Genomic DNA, 16,633 nt, shown 5'->3' on the forward strand with positions numbered 1-16,633 from the left:
AATCATTATTCACTTAATGGTCACATCTGCCGCCCGGCTCGTTTTTGAAAAAGCGGCCGGGCGGCCTTATTTTCAAGCTATGTGGAAAACTTCTAAAGTTTTCCCTTGGGGGCCCCTAACCTTCGGAGTAATTTCCGGTCTTGAAAACCCTGGTTCTGCTTTGGCAAGCCACTTGAATATTTTCCTTTGCTCACCCCAAAGAACTAACACACTATGCTGGTAATTAAACGCGACGGCCGCCGCGAGTCCGTGAAATTTGATAAAGTCACGGCCCGGATTGAGAAGCTGTGCTACGGCCTGCACATGGATTTCGTGTCGCCGATTGAGGTGGCCAAGAAGGTGATTGACGGCATCTACGACGGCGTGACGACCGTGGAGCTCGACAACCTCGCCGCCGAAACCGCTGCTTCGCTCACCACCCGCCACCCCGACTACGCCATCTTGGCGGCCCGCATTGCGGTGAGCAACCTGCACAAGGTGACGTCTAAGTCATTCAGCAGCACCATGAAGCGGCTGTACACCTACGAGGACCCCAAGAACGGCGACAACGCCTCGCTGCTGGCCAAGGACGTGTGGGAGGTAATTCATAAGCACGCGGCCACGCTGGACTCGGCCATCATCTACGACCGGGACTACAACTACGACTTCTTCGGCTTCAAGACCCTGGAGCGGAGCTACTTACTGCGCCTGGATGGCAAGGTGGTGGAGCGGCCCCAGCACATGCTGATGCGCGTGTCGGTGGGCATCCACAAAGAGGACATTGACTCGGCCATTAAGACGTACAACATGCTGAGCGAGCGGTGGTTTACCCACGCCACGCCCACGCTCTTCAACGCCGGCACGCCGAAGCCGCAGATGTCGTCGTGCTTCCTGCTGACGATGAAGGACGACTCGATTGACGGCATTTACGACACGCTGAAAAACTGCGCCCTGATTTCGCAGTCGGCCGGCGGCATTGGCCTTTCCATCAGTAATGTGCGGGCCACGGGCTCCTACATCAAGGGCACCAACGGCAACTCCAATGGGCTGGTGCCGATGCTGAAGGTGTTCAACGACACGGCCCGCTACGTGGACCAGGGCGGCGGGAAGCGCAAAGGTGCCTTCGCCATTTACCTGGAACCCTGGCACGCCGACGTGTTCGAGTTCCTCGACCTGAAGAAGAACCACGGCAAGGAGGAGATGCGCGCCCGCGACCTGTTTTACGCCATGTGGACCCCGGATTTGTTCATGAAGCGGGTGGAGGACAACGGCGACTGGACGCTTATGTGTCCCCACGAGTGCCCGGGCCTGGAGAACTCCTGGGGCCCCGAGTTTGAGAAGCTGTACCTGAAGTACGAGCGCGACGGCCGCGGCCGCCGCACCATCAAGGCGCAGGAGCTGTGGTTCGCCATCCTGGAAAGCCAGACGGAGACGGGCACGCCCTACATGCTGTTCAAGGACGCGGCCAACCGCAAATCGAACCAGCAAAACCTGGGCACTATCAAGAGCAGCAACCTGTGCACCGAGATTCTGGAGTACACCGACAAGGACGAAATTGCGGTGTGCAACCTGGCCTCGCTGGCGCTGCCCCGCTACCTCGTGACGGACGCCAAGGGCAACACCACCTTCGACCACGATAAGCTGTACGAGGTGACGTACCAGGCCACGCTGAACCTGAACAAGGTGATTGACGTGAACTACTACCCGGTGCCCGAAACGCAGCGCAGCAACTTCCGCCACCGGCCCATCGGGCTGGGCGTGCAGGGCCTGGCCGATACGTTCATCGCGCTGCGCATGCCCTTCGAAAGCGACGAGGCCTCGGGCCTGAACGAGGACATTTTCGAAACCATCTACTTCGCCGCCATGACGGCCTCGAAGGACCTGGCCGTGAAGGACGGGGCCTACGAAACCTTCCCCGGCTCGCCCCTGAGCCGGGGCAAGTTCCAGTTCGACCTGTGGGGCGTGACGCCCAAGTCGGGCCGCTGGGACTGGGCCGCGCTGCGCGCCCAAGTAATGGAGCACGGCGTACGCAACTCGCTGCTGGTGGCGCCCATGCCCACGGCCAGCACCGCCCAGATTCTGGGCAACAACGAGTCGTTCGAGCCCTACACGAGCAACATTTACGTGCGGCGCGTGCTGAGCGGCGAGTTCATGGTGGTGAACAAGCACTTGCTGAAGGACCTGGTGGCCCTGGGCCTGTGGAACGACGCGATGAAGCAGGAAATCATCGCCGCCAACGGCTCGGTGCAGGGCATTGCCCGGGTGCCGCAGCACATCAAGGACCTGTACAAGACGGTGTGGGAGATTTCGCAGCGCCGCATCATCGACATGTCGGCCGACCGCGGGGCCTACATCTGCCAGAGCCAGAGCCTGAACCTGCACGTGCTGAACGTGAACTTCGGCAAGCTCACCAGCATGCACTTCCACAGCTGGAAGCGCGGCCTGAAAACCGGCATGTACTACCTGCGCACCAAAGCCGCCGCCGACGCCATCAAGTTCACGGTGGAAAAGCAAGCCGCCGAAACCCTGGAGCCGATGCTCGTGGCCGCCCAGAACCAAAGCGACATGAGCTGCTCGCTGGATAACCCAGAGGATTGCGAGGCCTGCGGGTCGTAGTTCGGCGTGAAGTCCATTCCATACCAACAGTTCGTAGCCTTGCTGCGGATGCTGGGGCTGGTTTTGATTCGCACCGAGGCTAGCCACCAGCAATGGGATTTCCCACCTGGAGCAGGTAAAAAACTGCTTCGCACCATCACTGTTCGCGACAAGGACAAAGACATTCCAATGTTGCACATGCACACCAACCTGAGCACGTTGGAGCTGTCGGGAGTAGTAACCAGGGAAGAATTTAATAAGATGCTGGCGGAACAGGCCAATCCCAAAGCCGCGAAAGCCGCTGCTCGTAAGCGCAAAAACGAGCAATAAGACCAAAGAAAAAGCCCTTGCTTTACCAGCAGGGGCTTTTTCTTTAAAAGTCCGGGTGAGCTTAAGCCGGTAATAGTACCTCTTCGGTGAGGATGCGGCGGCTACGGGCCGTTTGGTTAAGCAACTCGACGGACAAGCGCGGGGGCTCATACACGGGCTCGGGCTGCTTGAGGAGCCGCCAGCCCAAAGCCAGCAATAGTTGGTCGAGGGTGCCGCGCTCCGCTGTGTCTTTAAGGAAGATAGCCAGCGCATCTTCAAACGCGGCGCGGGCCTCGTCTTCGGTGTCGCCGTAAGAAGATAACTCCAGCGCCGGGCAGTAGGCCACGTATTGGCCGCTGTCGTCGTCGAGAACGAGTAAAACCTCTACCTGGGCTTTGGTGAGGCGGCCGTGAGGGTCGGTGAGGAGCGTAGCCATAGGGAAACAAGCAAGGAAACCGAACCAAGGCCCGGTTTAAGTAAAGCTAGTGCAAAGTTTAGTACCGTGAACAGGCACGGGGGGAGGTTCTGTTCGAGGGCGCTTGCAACAGCATGGAGGCCATGTACATTTGCTAACTCACCGACCTACTATATTCCGGTGGAAAAGCAAGCCGCCGAAACCCTGGAGCCGATGCTCGTCGCCGCCCAGAACCAAAGCGACATGAGCTGCTCGCTGGATAACCCAGACGCCTGCGAGGCCTGCGGGTCGTAGAGGAATATCAGAAGTTACCATAAGAAAGAGGAGGCCACATTAGTGGCCTCCTCTTTTTGTGTACATTAGCACCCCTTTCAAGGAAATCTACCAATGGCTTGTAACTTATGACGGAGGAGCAGATTAAAGAGCAGCTATCTAAGGGATACCTCCATCTGTTAGCGAGTAGGGCCGGTTATAAAAGCCGCACACATGAACTAGACCACGGGGTAGATGTTACAATCATTAAAGTGCGGGAGTACATCAGAAGTAATGGCAAAAAAAGACTGCTAGACTCAGGACAAAGTATCGATGTGCAACTGAAATGCACTTGTGAAAAGAGTGTAGTTGCTGGTCCAAAATTTATCAAGTACGACCTTGAAGCAAAGTCTTACAATGATTTAATTGATAGAGCTGACGATGGCGCACCATTGATTTTAATATTGATGATACTTCCAGATGATGATAGTCAGTGGTTGAGCATCCGAAATCACGAAATTGCTCTTGCTAAATGTGCTTATTGGTACCTTCCGGATGATAACGCTATTTACAGCAATAATGGAAGAACAACTAGAATATCAATACCAAGGTCAAACGCGTTAAATATTGATTTTATAGATAAAAAATTCAAAGAGTATTACCCTTAATGTCATGGAAACGCCCTTCAACTTAAATAGCATCCTTGGCTTCCTTAAAGGTAACCGCTGGCAATTAGAAAAATTAAATGAAAAATTTATTGCGTATCGTGCTCCCGACAACGTAATAAGTGACTTTGTATTGACATTGCCTCGGAAAGTCCCACAGGATAGGGATATGAAATTGGCTCGTGTTGTAGAAACTATATCTAGCCTGTATGATATTTCTGATGAAATGGCAGAAACTTTGTTTTCTGAGGGTGATACAAATACCCTGTCAATCCAAATTTCAGACGAAATAACTTCTTATGGTTCTATTCCATTCCATGTCTTTGAAGCGCACATACAGGAATTGAGAAGAATGCTATTGCATAATGCAAGCTTTTGTATCGTAAATGATGCTCTTGGTGTAGATGTGCCCGAGGAAGCAGAAACGTATTTGAATAATTGTGAATTCCTGCAAACACAAAAGGGTAGTTTTGTTTCGAGGATAAGATTGCCAGAGGGGAATCTGGTAGCCCCGCTTATTGGTGTAGAGGCACTGAACTCACAAGCTATCAATAATAAATTGGTAGATGTTTTGTCGTTTGTCTTTGAAAAAGTGACAACTGGTATTGTGTCTTTTGATAAGCGTGCAATAGACCAGAATTTAGCGCTAATCAATGTGAAGCTATTTACAGATATAAGCAACCTTCTTAAGCGCACCAATGCAGAAAGTATAAACTTCTACTATAAGCAAGAGCAAAGTGATACAAGAGCTATACAATCAGGCATTGTAGACGGAGCTGCATACGATAATTTAGATAGGTACATAAACTTTGTTCAAGACTCTTTATCAAGTCCAGTTGATATTGATAGTTGGGGTAAAGTTGTCGAGCTTAAATCTCACGATGTAAATGGTCAACGTAATTACATTGTGATTAATCGTAATGGACGTGGCGTATTGCCGTTGCATATAAGCTCATTGAATAATGAACAATATGAAACTGCGCTTGAAGCTCATAGAAGCAGCCGACAGGTACATATAGCTGGCAGAGCTTTACAACGGAAGTATTATTTGCGTGTTTTTGAGATAACGTCATTGTCTATGCGTGTTAAGAAGTAGCCATGGTATAGCTGTCTATCATCCTAAGCTTCCCCGGCCGCCGGGGCCCCAGGAGCGGCTGGTTTGTTTTTAGCCAAATAGAATATACTTTCGGCCTATGCAATCGCCTCCTGACTTTTCCCGCCTCACGTTCGACCTCACCCGCAACGGCCAGCCCACAGTGGGCGGCGGGCGATACGCCGTGTGGGAAGTACTGGAACTGCTGGCAAGCGGACGCACCGAAGCCGAGTGGCAAGCGGACTACCCGGAACTGACAGCGGAAGACGTACGGGCTTGCTTACTGTTGGCGGCCGAACGGTGTCGGCCGCGGCAGCCGGTTACCACATCGATGAACGGTAAAACGGCTGAGGAGTGCGAGGCTGAACGCGTGGCCGGGCCATTTACGCCGAAGGAGTTTCTGACCTATTTAATTAAGACGGGCAAGGTGCCGCCAGACACGAAGCTGAAAAACGAATAGCCTGAGCAACCGCCAGCCGCCTCTGCCCCGGGAGCGGCTGGTTTGTTTTTGGAGGCCGTGGGGGCGGCCCCGGAGGGCAGTCGGGCACCCGACTATGCTCCGGGGCCGCCCCGCGAAGCATTCGGGTGCCCGACTGGCCTACGGGGCCACCCCGCGAGGCAAACGGGTGCCCGACTGCCTTACGGGGCCGCCCCGGGGCATCGTCGGGCACCCGCCTGAGCTACGGGGCGGGCGGCGGGTAGGAAATGGGCGGGAATTGCGATACATTGGCGGCTCAATCCTTTTCATTTTCAATTATTTTACCCCATTTTCATGTCGCCCACCACGCCCGGCGCTTCGGCTGCTACCCCCGCTACCCCCGCCAAGCGCAACAAGAAAGAACGGCTGCCCACCAGCCAGTTGGCCCTCGCCACGCTGGGCACCGCCGCCGCCAAGGCCTGGCCCGCCTCCGAGCTGCCCGCGCTGCTCTTCGTGAGCAAAGCCGCCTTTAGCAGCCAGGCCGCCGCTTACGCCGCCAGCCTGAGCACCGCCGACGGGGCCGGCGACGGCCGGAGCCCGCAGTCGAACCGCCTGAAAACGCTCGACAAGCTCATCACCAAAAACCTGGGCTTCGTGAAAGGCTACCTGGCCGAAGACCACGACGAGGACGGCGGCGAAGGCTACTACGCCGAGTTCGGCATCATCCGCGAGGGCAAGAACTTCCGCCTGCCCACCGGCCGCACGGCCCGCGCCGGGGCCCTGGGCAAGCTGGTCGCCGCCCTCACGGCCCACCAGTACGACAAGAAGAAATTCGGCCCCGCCTTCTGGCAGCCCATCGCCACCGAATACGCCCAGTTGGCCAAAGACAGCGGCGAGATGCGCGGCGCGGCCTCGGCCGCCGTGGGCCAGAAAAATGCCCTCGAAGCGCCCCTGCGCGTGGCGTTGGGTTCGCTGGTGGGCAGCATCAAGGCCAACTACCCCGACGAGGACGCCCAGCGCGGCGTGCTGCGGGCCTTCGGCTTCCAGAAGGAGGTGTATTAGTGCCCGGCCAGGTGTAGCATCAGCCAGCCGCTCCCGGTACCGGGGCGGCTGGTTTGTTTTGGGGTAGGGGCCCCGGGCGGGGTTGGTATCTTCGCCACATGGAAACCCCGGTTTCTGCGGCTCACCCGCGCATTACCATTGACCCCAATATTTGCCACGGGCAACCCACGGTGCGCGGCCTACGCTACCCGGTGCAAAACGTGCGCGAATACCTGGCGTCGGGCATGACGGAGGCCGAAATCCTGGCCGATTATCCAGATTTAGAAGCCGAGGACTTGCGCGCCTGCCAAGCCTATGGGGCGGATTAGCCAGTAGATTTGTCGGATGCCACTCTCCGATAAACCGTTGTTCATTGCGCCGAATAAGGTGCAGGAATATCTACTCAATCCCGACCATCCCATTGGTGGGGCCAAAGCACGGTTTTTCATAGGAATCGGCTATTCGCGCCAGCGCTACGAGTAACTGATAGCTGACCTGATTCAGCACGGTCATCAAGGCACGGTGACGGAAGAAAAACAATCGCCTTACGGGACTAAATTTGTAGTAGATGGCCCGCTACTGGCACCCAATGGCCGGCAATATCCCATCCGAACCGTGTGGATGGAACAATCCCCCGGTATCTACGTTTTGCTAATCACTGCTCATTTACTTGACCGCTAATGAAATCCTTCGCTGAATTAGACACTGTGCAATTGCAGCAAGCGCATCCGGAATGCGGCTTGTTGGTAGGCGCGTTGGGTACTGTAGTGCTGGTTCACGCGCAAGGCGAAGCATACGAAGTAGAATTTGTGCAGGCCGACGGCAACACCCAAGCCCTGCTGACGCTGCCTGCGGCAGAGGTTTCCAAGCCACTCCAACAGGCTGCTTAGAATCTTTTTTCTCCGTTTTAACAACACCCGCCACGCCTCTGCTTCTTTGGACGCAAGCGCACTAGGGCGGGTTTCTTGTTGCCTTGTAAATATGGAAAGGCTCCGTTCTCCCTACATGAATGTCCCAAGTGGTACTTGGGCGTTCGGGAGCTACAGAGCCTTTTCGTAATGAGGTGCCCCAGTTAAAACAACCGAGGGCTTTGCCGTGGCCCGCACCGGGCTACGAAGCTCGTGAAGGTCACGAGGCAAATATAACGGAGTTAGGCGACGTATTGTAGAGCGGCTTGCAGGTCAAGAGCTTCTAAGTCGGGCATTTCGGCCAGAATTTGTTCGGCCGTGAGGCCAGCGGCGAAAAGCTGGAGCACATCGGCTACGCGGATGCGCATGCCCCGGATGCAGGGCCGGCCGCCGCACTGGCGCGGGTTGGTGGTGATGCGGGAAAGCAGGGATTCCATGAGCCTAAGGCACTAGCCGTTTCCCCAGCCGCTGGGGTCTCGGGCGCGGCTGGTTTTTGGCAGTAAGGGCCCCAGCCGATGAGTTGAGCCGCGGCGCGAGTGCCGAACGACTATTTTCGGGCGACCATTACCCGTTATTTCGTTTCAAGATGAGTTGTTTCGGCCGCCGTGACCTGCGTTGTTTAATTGGTTTGCTTGGGCTGCTGGGCCTGGCGGCTTGCGCTGCTACCAAGAGCCCGCCCGTGGCTGGGGGCCCGGCGGGGGCGGCCCCGGTGTCGGTGCTGCTGCTGGGGTGCAGCCACTTGGCGCAGCTTTACAAGGCCGGTAATGCAAATTCGGACGTGCTCACACCGAAACGCCAGGCCGAGCTGGGGGCCGTCCTCGACGGGTTGCAGCGGTACCGGCCCGACGGCATTCTGGTGGAGGCACTGCCCGAGCGACAGGCCGCGCTCGACAGCCTCTACCAGCTGTACCGGCAGGGCCGGCTCGACTTAAACACGCTGCCCGATGGCCGCTCCGAAGTGTACCAGCTGGGGTTTGCGCTGGGCAAGCGGCTGGGGCTGGCGCGCATTCACTGCGTGAACGCGCCGGGCGGCACCTCCCAAAGCGTTCTGCACGAGGGCCAAAACATCGAACTTTACCAGCAGGCCACCGCCCGCTGGCGCACGTTCGCGGCGCCCTTCGACCAGCAGCTCTTAGACGGTTCCCACACGCTGCCGCAGTACCTGCGGGCCCTGAATGCCCCCGCCACGGTGCAGCAGCTGCACGCGCTGGTGTACCGCACGCCGGCCCGCGTCACCAACGGCACCCTGAAGGCCGACCCCATGGTGGACGCGGCCTTCCTCAACCCCCAGTACGTGGGCGCCGAGTTCATCTCCGTGTTCTACAACCGCGACTTGAAGGTGTATTCCAACATCGTGACCACGCAGCTGGCCACCCACCAAACCCGCCAGCTCGTGCTAATGGGCGTGCGCCACGTGGGCTCGCTGCAAGGCATTTTCCGCGACGACCCGGCCTACCGAATAGCCGAAGCCGCGCCTTATTTAGGCCGCAACTAGCTGGGATGCTGCCCGCGGCCTTGGGCGCGCCCGGCCGCTGGGGCCCCTAGTAGCGGGGTTAGTTTGGGGCAAGTTGGCTTAAATGTAGAAACGGCCGCTTGGGGCCCTGCTTAGCTACGAGACGCGAAGAGCGGCCGAAGAAACTGGCGCGAACACGGCTGGGTATCAGCCGAGTCTGACTTCAGCGTGAATGGCTGAACGAACTAATTGGCATTAAACAAGGCGGAGATTAAGTAACGCGCTTATATTCACAGGTTGAACATATTGGTTATTTAATAATTAGCAGATTGGATATGTATTTTTCTGCTCGGCTTTGGGCCAGTGTTAAGGTGTTGCTATTTGCGGGAAGCCTGTTGCACGGGGAGTTGGCTGCGGCCCAGGCGCGCTGGGCTCGGCAAGCCGGCGGGCCTGGCCAGGACAACGCGCGGAAATTGGCCATCGACGGCAGCGGGAACGCCTACGTGGTAGGCAGTTTCACCGGCCCCGCACAGTTCGGGGCCTTCACCCTGGGTCAGGCGGGCGCGGGCGGCTCCCAGGCCTACTTAGCCAAGTATAGCGCGCAGGGCGACGTGCTGTGGGCCAAGGAAGCACCGGCCGTAGTTTTTGCCGACGTTGCCATCGACGCCGATGGCAACGCCTGCGTGTTAGGGGCCTTTAGCGGCAGCGCTACGTTTGGCAGCACCAAACTCACGAGCCAGGCCACTGGCGATGTGGTGATAGCCAAGTACGATTCGCAGGGCCAGGTACTGTGGGCGCGCGCCGGCGGCACCGCACCGGGAAGTTTGCTCAGCGCAAGTGCTTTAGCTGTAGATGCCGCAGGCAACGTGTACGTGGCGGGGAGCCTCCGCGGGAGCGCCTTCCTCGGTGGCAGTGCCGGGGCCATCACCAGCGAGGGGCCCCTGAACCTGTTTGTGGCCAAATACGATGGCCAGGGCAACCCACTCTGGATCCGGCAAGGCGGTGGGGGCACGGGCCTTGGGTGCGCAGGCACGGGGCTGGGGGTGGACGCCGCGGGCAACGCCTACGTAGCGGGCTTTTTTGGCAATACTGCCACTTTCGGCACCATCACCCTCACCAACCCGACCCCCGCCACCACGGGCAGCATTTCGTTGCTGGCGAAATACAGCAGCAGTGGCGCTTTCGAATGGGTCAGGGACGAAGGGGGCCCCGGGGCAGCCAGGATAGACGGCCTTGCGGTGGACAGCCAAGGCAATAGCTTCATCACGGGCCAGCTCGGCGGCAACCCGCTGCGTACGAACACATTTGGGCCGTATGTCCTTAAAGAAGACGCCTTCGATGGGTTTCTGGTAAAGCACGATGCGAAGGGCAACGTGCTGTGGGCCAATCAAATTGGAGGCCCCAGCACCGAGTATGGCACTGGCGTAGCGGTGGATAAGGTTGGCAACGCGTACGTGACGGGCATTTTTGGCTCCCCCGTAGCCACTTTGGGCCCCACCGCCACGCTTACTTCAAACGGCAATAAGCTGGTATTTGCCGTGAAGTATAACCCCCAGGGCAAAGTGCTGGCCGCGCAGCGCGAGGCACTGTGTGGTTTTGCTTACCCGGCCATCGCCGTGGGCCCCAACCAGGACATTTACCTGACCGGCCAGTTTTCCGGCACTACCAGCTTTGCGTCCGCGCTGCTCACGGGCAGTGCGAACGACGTGTTCATCACCAGGCTGGGGGACTTGAGCGTCCCGTCTACGCCGGATGGGTTTACTTGTAATGGCCAGGCGGCCCCGCCCGCCCCGGCACCTGGCCCAGCGCCCGCGCCCCCGGGCAATCCGGCGCCGCTGGCGGAGCTGATGATTCCCAACATCATCACCCCCAACGGGGACGGGCAGAACGACTATTTTAAAATTAACAACCTGGTAGACAAAGAATGGGCGCTTACCGTTTATAACCGCTGGGGAAAGCAGGTGTACAATGCCCCGGCTTACGAGCAGGAGTGGAACGCCGAGGGGCTAGCTAGTGGTATCTATTACTACGCGTTGCGCCGCGCTACTGGTCCTCAATATACTGGTTGGGTGCAAGTTGTGCGCTAGCCACCGGGTTGAATCCTGAGGCGGGCCGTACCTTGGGGCTGGGGCCCCACGCAACTAATCCCTTCGCGCCATGCCGCCTGCCGGAACGAATGCCGCGGAGCCGCCGCCGCCCGCGCTGCTGGCGCTGGCCAACGCGGTACCGAACGTGTTCTGGTCGGTGCTGGGGCTGGGGCCCATTGGCGTGTATTGCTACCAGTGGGTGACGCGGCCATGGCTGTACGGGCTGCTGGCCGCCAGCTTGCTTGCCTACGCAGTGCCAGCGGCGTGGCTGGGCCGCTGGCAGCTGAGCCGCACGCCGGGGCCCTACCGCCGGCTGGGCGTGGCCGCCGCGAACCGCGTGATGCAGCACGGCGACTTCGTGAACCGCCTCACCCGGCGGCGGTACCCGCGCTACCGGCGCGTAGTGGCCCGGGGGGCCGTGGCGGGGCTCGTGCGCACTACCTACCAGCAGGAGCGGTTTCACTTGGCGCTGTTCCTGTTCTTTTTGGCCATCGGCGCGTACGCCGCGGTGCACGGGCAGGTGGGGTGGGCCGGGCTGCTGGCGCTCACCAACGTGGGCTACAACCTGTACCAGATGCGGCTCCAGCAGTACATCCGGGTGCGGCTGGCCGCTGGCGCGCCGCGGCTGGGGCCCCAGTAGGGGCGAAATTATTCCGCTGGAAATAAAGGATTTGCGGTGTGGATAGAGGACGTTGCCCGTGGCTACTAGGGACTTAGTGGCTGCTCTAGAAGCCAACGCAAGGCTTTGGTTTTGTATTGCGTTCCGCTGGGGCCCAGTGCGGCGGGGGCCTTGGCCCGGGGCCCGCGTCGCCGTGGGGGGCCTGAGTGCCGCGGTTGCCTTCTGCCGCACGGCGCCGTATAAGCCCTTTATGATTCCACTGATTGCCCAAACGCCCCGCCTGACCATCCTCGCCGCCAGCCGGGCGCTGCTCACGGCCGAGTTGCACAAGCCCCAGTACTTCCCGCTGCTGCTGGGGGCCGCCCTACCTGCCGCCTGGCCAGCCGAAGGCTACAGCCGGGAGGCGCTGGAAAACGCTCTGGCGCAGCTCACCGCCGGCGGGCGCGACGCCGCCGGCTGGTACGGCTGGTACGCGCTGCGCAAAGCCGAGGGCGACGTGCCGCGCACGCTGGTGGGCGGGGGCGGCTTCGCGGGGCCCCCGGACGCGGCGGGCACGGCCGAACTAGATTTTGCCATTGCCGCCGAATGGCGCGGCCAGGGCTTGGCCACCGAGCTGGTGGCGGGCCTGGTGCAGCAAGCCGCCGCCACGGGCCTGGTGCATCGGCTGGTGGCCCACGCCCCGGCCACCCACCCAGCGGCCCAGCAGGTGCTGCGCCGCAACGGCTTCGAGCTCGTCGAGACCACGGCGGAGGGGCCCATGCGCTTCGAGCGGGCCGTGGAGCCGGCGGCTGACGCCGCGTTGGGCCCCCCCGCGGCGTAGCGCGGGGGCCCTGGGGCGACCCGCCAAACGCTGGCGGCCGAACCGGAGCAGGGCCCGGGCCGTTGGTGCCCAGGTATGATTATTCGTGATAAAGAAAATTGGTTTCGCCTGCTCTTTGCGTGGCACGGCTCGGTGCTGCCCCAAATTTTGCCGCGGCTGGGGGCCCTGGCGGGGCTGGCGGTAGCGGTGGTGTACGCCCACGGCCACCTGGTGCGCTACCAGGTGCCGCTGAACGCCGCGCCGTTTACCCTGTTCGGGGTCACGCTGGCCATCTTTTTGGGCTTTTACAACAACGCCAGCTACGACCGTTTTTGGGAGGGCCGCCGGCAGTGGGGGGCCCTGCTGAACACCACCCGCTCGCTGGCCCGTCAGGCCCTCACACTGGCCGGCCACCCCACCGGGGCGGGGGCCCCGGCCGAGTTTGTGCACTTGCTCATCGCCTTCACCCACGCCCTGCGCCACCAGCTGCGCCGCACCGACGCCGCCCCCGACCTGGCCCGGCTGCTGCCACCCGCGCTGGCGGCGGCCGTGGGGCAGTCCACGTTCCGGCTCGTGCGCCTGCTGCTGGAAATGGGCCGCTGGGTGCAAGGCAGCCCCGCCGGGGCCCTGCCAGGCAGCACCGTGCCGCTGGCGTTCGACTACAACCTCAACGCGCTGTCGGACATTGTGGGCAGCTGCGAGCGGCTGGCCAACACGCCCATCCCCTACACTTACAGCGTCATTTTGCACCGCACCGTATATTTCTACTGCTTCCTGCTGCCGTTTGGGCTCGTGGACAGTATTGGGTGGGCCACGCCGCTGGTGGTGGTGTTCGTGGGCTACACGTTTATGGCGCTGGACGCCATCATGCGCGAAATTGAGGAACCGTTTGGGTTGCAAGACAATGACTTGGCGCTGAACGCCCTGAGCCACACCATCGAGGCCACGCTGCGCGAAATGGTGGGCGAGCCCGTGCCGGCGGCCCCCACTTCCCCCGGCCGCTACCGCTTCGACTAAGCCCCGGGGCCCCGGTGGCGCCCGCGCCGGGTAGTTGTTGGCCGCCGCGGGCCCAACTTAGCCGGATGAAAACCTATACGATTGCCCTTGGCCTGGCCGGGGCTGCGCTACTGGCAGGCGGGGCCCGCCCGGCCGCCCCCGCCAAAACCTACGATTTGGTCATCAGCCACGTGGGCGTGGTAGACGTGGCCACCGGCCAGGTGCGGCCCGACCAAACGGTGGCCTTGGCCGGCGGCAAAATCGTGAAAGTGGGCCCCGCGGCCCAGGCTCGCTACGCCGCCCGCCAAACCATCGACGGCACCGGCCGCTACCTGATGCCCGGGCTGTGGGACATGCACGTGCACTTCCGCGGCGGCGACAGCCTGGCGGCGGCTAATAAGAAAAGCCTCGCGCTGTACCTGGTCCACGGCATCACGACGGTGCGCGACTGCGGCGGCGACCTCACGAGTCGCGTTTTTGAGTGGCGGCGCGCGGAGGAGGCGGGCACGCTGGCGGGGCCCCGCATCTTCACGTCGGGGCCCAAAATTGACGGCCCCGGGGCCTACTGGCCCGGCTCGCTGGAAGTGGAAACGCCCGACCAAATCAGCCGGGCCCTCGACTCGCTGCAACGGCTGAAGGTGGACTTTGTGAAGATTTACGACAGCAAGATTTCGGCCGAAGCCTACCTGAACGTCATCACCCAGGCCGAGGCCCGCGGCATGAAAACCACCGGCCACATGCCCTATTCCACCACCCTGGGCGACGCCGTGGCTCGGGGCCTTGATGCTACCGAGCACTTGTACTACGTCTTCAAGGCCTGCTCGGGCAAGGAAGACAGCCTCACGGCCGTGGTGCGCGCCAGCCTGAAAACGCCCAAGCCGCTGGGCCTGTTTGCCCTGCTGCCCGCCGTGTACGACACCTACAGCCCGGCCGCGGCGGCGCGCATTTTCCGGATGATGGCCACCCACCACACGGCCGCCGTGCCCACGCTGGCCATCGGCAAAACCCTGGCCGAGCTGCCCGACAACGACCACGCCCACGACTCGCTGCGGGCTTACATCGACCCCAAAATCCAGGCTACTTACGCGCGGCGGCTGGCCAGCGCCCGCCAGCAGCCCGCCGCTGCCCGGGCCTTCACCCAAAAGCTGGAAGCCAAGTTCCTGACGCTGGTGCCGCAGATGCAGGCCGCGGGCGTCGTCCTGCTGGCGGGCTCCGACAGCGGGGCCTTCAACTCGTTCACCTACCCCGGGGCCTCGCTGCAAGACGAGCTGGCGCTGCTGGTGCAGGCGGGCCTAACGCCCGCCCAGGCCCTGCGCGCGGCCACCCTCAACGGGGCCCGGTTCATGGGCGTGGCCGGCCGCAGCGGCACCATCGCCGTGGGCAAAGACGCCGATTTGCTGCTGCTGAATGCCAATCCGCTAGTCAATATCAACAACGTGAAGCAGATAGCCGCCGTGGTGGCGCGCGGCAAAGCCTACCAGCGCGCCGACCTGAACCGGATGCTGGCGGCCATAAAAAACAAGTAGCGTGGACTCGCAGAGTCCGCGCTACAATCAACTTAAAAGCCAGCCGAATAAGCACAAAAAAGAACGGTCATGCTGAGCGCAGTCGAAGCCTCTCCCTCGCGTAACTAACTTTTTTGGTTGGATTACTGCTGCGAGAGAGATGCTTCGACTGCGCTCAGCGTGACGGCCTATTTGGATAGGCTCTCAACAGCTTACGCCCGGCCCATTTGCCGGAGGAAGGCCACGTGCGAGGCCACGGCGTAGCGCATCTTGGGGTATTCCTGGTAGGGGAGGCCAAACTCCTCGCAGGTCTGGCGGATGATTTTGCTCAGCTTGGGGTAGTGCACGTGCGAGATTTTGGGGAACAAGTGGTGCTCGACCTGAAAGTTGAGGCCCCCCACGAGCCAGCTAATCACGCGGCTGTCGGTGGCAAAGTTAGCGGTGGTGCGCAGCTGGTGAATGGCCCACTCGTCCTCCATTTTGCGGGTGGTTTCGTGGGGCACGGGGAAGGCCGCCTGCTCGACGGTGTGCGCCAGCTGGAACACGATGCTGAGCGTGAAGCCGGCCACGGCGCTCGTGAGCAGGAAGCCGGCCAGCCAGGGGCCCCAGCCCAGCATGTAAATGGGCAACGCCACGTATAATCCTAAATTCAGGAGCTTGAAACCCCAGAAAATGAGGTGGTCGTTGAGGGTCATCGGCTTGAGGGCCACGCTGCCGATTTTGCGGCTGAAGTACTTCTGGTAGTCGGTGAAGAAAATCCAGGAGATGTAGAGCAGGCAGTAGAAAAACCCGAAGTACAGGTGCTGGAAGCGGTGGGCGCGGTGGCGGGGCTGGTCGGGCGTCATGCGCATCCAGGGCCGGATGTCGAGGTCGTCGTCCACGCCCTCGATATTGGTGTACATGTGGTGCACGGTGTTGTGCTTGGCGTCCCACATGTAGCTGCTACCGCCCAACACGTTGAGGGTGAAGGCCGCCACCTTGTTTAGCCAGCCGTAGCGGCTGAAGCTGCCGTGGGCCCCGTCGTGCATCACGTTGAAGCCGATGAGCGCCAGCACGCCGCCCATCAGCACGCACTCGGCCAGGGCCCAGCCGGCGATGGGCGTGAAAAACACCAAGTGCACGTAGAGTGCCACCAGGGCCCCGAGCAGCAGGGCGGCCTTACCCAGCAGCGAGGCGTTGCCGGTTTGGGCCTTGCCCGTGGTTTGGAAATACTCGGCCGTGCGGCGCTTCAACTCAGCGTGGAAGGAGCGCGGGGGGGCAAATTTGGGAAGCAGCATAAAGAGGAAAAAGCCAACTAATAGTCTGCCGAAGGCGGGCCGCTGGAGCGGTGCTGCGTCGCCAACCGGCAACAACAACGGGCTTCTGCACCTTGCACAAGCCAAACGTGTGGGGAGGTACGCAGCCGCCCACCCCGGAGGATTGGCGCGCGCAGCCCCGGCCCGTAAAAATACAACGCCCCGTCCCATACAGAAGTTGGCCGGGGCCCTAATGTTGTTGGC

The 16,633-nt window shown here is 60.7% G+C and carries 17 protein-coding genes and 1 pseudogene; 15 read left to right on the plus strand and 3 right to left on the minus strand.

Going from position 1 to position 16,633, the window contains the following annotated elements:
* Nucleotides 1-213 precede the first annotated feature (213 nt).
* A complete protein-coding gene (locus AXW84_RS22415; protein WP_068238611.1) occupies nucleotides 214-2,595 on the plus strand; it encodes a ribonucleoside-diphosphate reductase subunit alpha in 2,382 nt (793 codons plus the stop codon).
* A gap of 39 nt (nucleotides 2,596-2,634) precedes the next feature.
* The gene (locus tag AXW84_RS22420; RefSeq protein ID WP_157887194.1) at nucleotides 2,635-2,904 is read left to right on the plus strand and encodes a hypothetical protein; all 270 of its coding nucleotides are present in this window, start codon (nucleotides 2,635-2,637) and stop codon (nucleotides 2,902-2,904) included.
* Between the two features lie 61 nt (nucleotides 2,905-2,965).
* Here AXW84_RS22420 and AXW84_RS22425 read toward each other — a convergent pair whose 3' ends face one another.
* Nucleotides 2,966-3,319: a type II toxin-antitoxin system HicB family antitoxin gene (locus AXW84_RS22425; protein WP_068238615.1), complete on the minus strand. Its 354-nt coding sequence runs from the start codon at nucleotides 3,317-3,319 to the stop codon at nucleotides 2,966-2,968.
* A gap of 380 nt (nucleotides 3,320-3,699) precedes the next feature.
* Here AXW84_RS22425 and AXW84_RS23745 point away from each other — a divergent pair, with 380 nt between their 5' ends.
* The 7 genes and pseudogenes from AXW84_RS23745 (at nucleotide 3,700) to AXW84_RS22445 (ending at nucleotide 7,657) form a co-directional block, all read left to right on the plus strand.
* Nucleotides 3,700-4,218 carry a DUF4365 domain-containing protein gene (locus AXW84_RS23745; protein WP_071892440.1) on the plus strand — a complete coding sequence of 173 codons (519 nt, stop codon included), beginning with the start codon at nucleotides 3,700-3,702 and terminating at the stop codon, nucleotides 4,216-4,218.
* A gap of 4 nt (nucleotides 4,219-4,222) precedes the next feature.
* Nucleotides 4,223-5,311, plus strand: coding sequence for a hypothetical protein (locus tag AXW84_RS25310; protein ID WP_157887195.1), 1,089 nt, complete (start codon nucleotides 4,223-4,225; stop codon nucleotides 5,309-5,311).
* 97 nt (nucleotides 5,312-5,408) lie between these two features.
* Nucleotides 5,409-5,768 (plus strand): DUF433 domain-containing protein, encoded by a 360-nt coding sequence (locus AXW84_RS23750; RefSeq protein WP_071892443.1) that lies wholly within the window; start codon nucleotides 5,409-5,411, stop codon nucleotides 5,766-5,768.
* 312 nt (nucleotides 5,769-6,080) lie between these two features.
* Nucleotides 6,081-6,788 (plus strand): hypothetical protein, encoded by a 708-nt coding sequence (locus AXW84_RS22435; RefSeq protein WP_068238617.1) that lies wholly within the window; start codon nucleotides 6,081-6,083, stop codon nucleotides 6,786-6,788.
* A gap of 98 nt (nucleotides 6,789-6,886) precedes the next feature.
* A complete protein-coding gene (locus AXW84_RS22440; RefSeq protein ID WP_068238619.1) occupies nucleotides 6,887-7,096 on the plus strand; it encodes a DUF433 domain-containing protein in 210 nt (69 codons plus the stop codon).
* A 16-nt stretch (nucleotides 7,097-7,112) separates the two neighbouring features.
* Nucleotides 7,113-7,448 (plus strand): annotated as a pseudogene (locus tag AXW84_RS26675) (DUF6883 domain-containing protein).
* Nucleotides 7,448-7,657, plus strand: coding sequence for a DUF4926 domain-containing protein (locus tag AXW84_RS22445; RefSeq protein ID WP_068238621.1), 210 nt, complete (start codon nucleotides 7,448-7,450; stop codon nucleotides 7,655-7,657). Before AXW84_RS26675 ends, AXW84_RS22445 begins: the two are co-directional and overlap by 1 nt.
* A 260-nt stretch (nucleotides 7,658-7,917) precedes the next feature.
* On the opposite strand, the gene AXW84_RS22450 is transcribed toward AXW84_RS22445, so the two are convergent.
* Nucleotides 7,918-8,112 (minus strand): DUF433 domain-containing protein, encoded by a 195-nt coding sequence (locus tag AXW84_RS22450; protein ID WP_068238623.1) that lies wholly within the window; start codon nucleotides 8,110-8,112, stop codon nucleotides 7,918-7,920.
* Between the two features lie 191 nt (nucleotides 8,113-8,303).
* On the opposite strand from AXW84_RS22450, the gene AXW84_RS22455 reads away from it, so the two are divergent.
* The 6 genes from AXW84_RS22455 to AXW84_RS22480 all read left to right on the plus strand — a co-directional run bounded on the left by AXW84_RS22455 (nucleotide 8,304) and on the right by AXW84_RS22480 (nucleotide 15,155).
* Nucleotides 8,304-9,170: a DUF5694 domain-containing protein gene (locus AXW84_RS22455; protein WP_068238625.1), complete on the plus strand. Its 867-nt coding sequence runs from the start codon at nucleotides 8,304-8,306 to the stop codon at nucleotides 9,168-9,170.
* Between the two features lie 293 nt (nucleotides 9,171-9,463).
* The gene (locus AXW84_RS22460; protein WP_082774064.1) at nucleotides 9,464-11,215 is read left to right on the plus strand and encodes an SBBP repeat-containing protein; all 1,752 of its coding nucleotides are present in this window, start codon (nucleotides 9,464-9,466) and stop codon (nucleotides 11,213-11,215) included.
* Nucleotides 11,216-11,285: 70 nt separating this feature from the next.
* A complete protein-coding gene (locus tag AXW84_RS22465; RefSeq protein ID WP_068238629.1) occupies nucleotides 11,286-11,855 on the plus strand; it encodes a hypothetical protein in 570 nt (189 codons plus the stop codon).
* Nucleotides 11,856-12,084: 229 nt separating this feature from the next.
* Nucleotides 12,085-12,654: a GNAT family N-acetyltransferase gene (locus AXW84_RS22470; RefSeq protein ID WP_068238631.1), complete on the plus strand. Its 570-nt coding sequence runs from the start codon at nucleotides 12,085-12,087 to the stop codon at nucleotides 12,652-12,654.
* A 75-nt stretch (nucleotides 12,655-12,729) separates the two neighbouring features.
* Entirely contained in the window at nucleotides 12,730-13,650 is a 921-nt protein-coding gene (locus tag AXW84_RS22475) for a bestrophin family protein (RefSeq protein ID WP_068238633.1), read from the plus strand.
* Between the two features lie 65 nt (nucleotides 13,651-13,715).
* A complete protein-coding gene (locus AXW84_RS22480; protein ID WP_068238635.1) occupies nucleotides 13,716-15,155 on the plus strand; it encodes an amidohydrolase family protein in 1,440 nt (479 codons plus the stop codon).
* Between the two features lie 191 nt (nucleotides 15,156-15,346).
* Here AXW84_RS22480 and AXW84_RS22485 read toward each other — a convergent pair whose 3' ends face one another.
* Nucleotides 15,347-16,411: a fatty acid desaturase family protein gene (locus AXW84_RS22485; RefSeq protein ID WP_068238637.1), complete on the minus strand. Its 1,065-nt coding sequence runs from the start codon at nucleotides 16,409-16,411 to the stop codon at nucleotides 15,347-15,349.
* Nucleotides 16,412-16,633: the final 222 nt, after the last annotated feature.

This window comes from Hymenobacter sp. PAMC 26628 (assembly GCF_001562275.1).
Lineage (GTDB): Bacteria > Bacteroidota > Bacteroidia > Cytophagales > Hymenobacteraceae > Hymenobacter.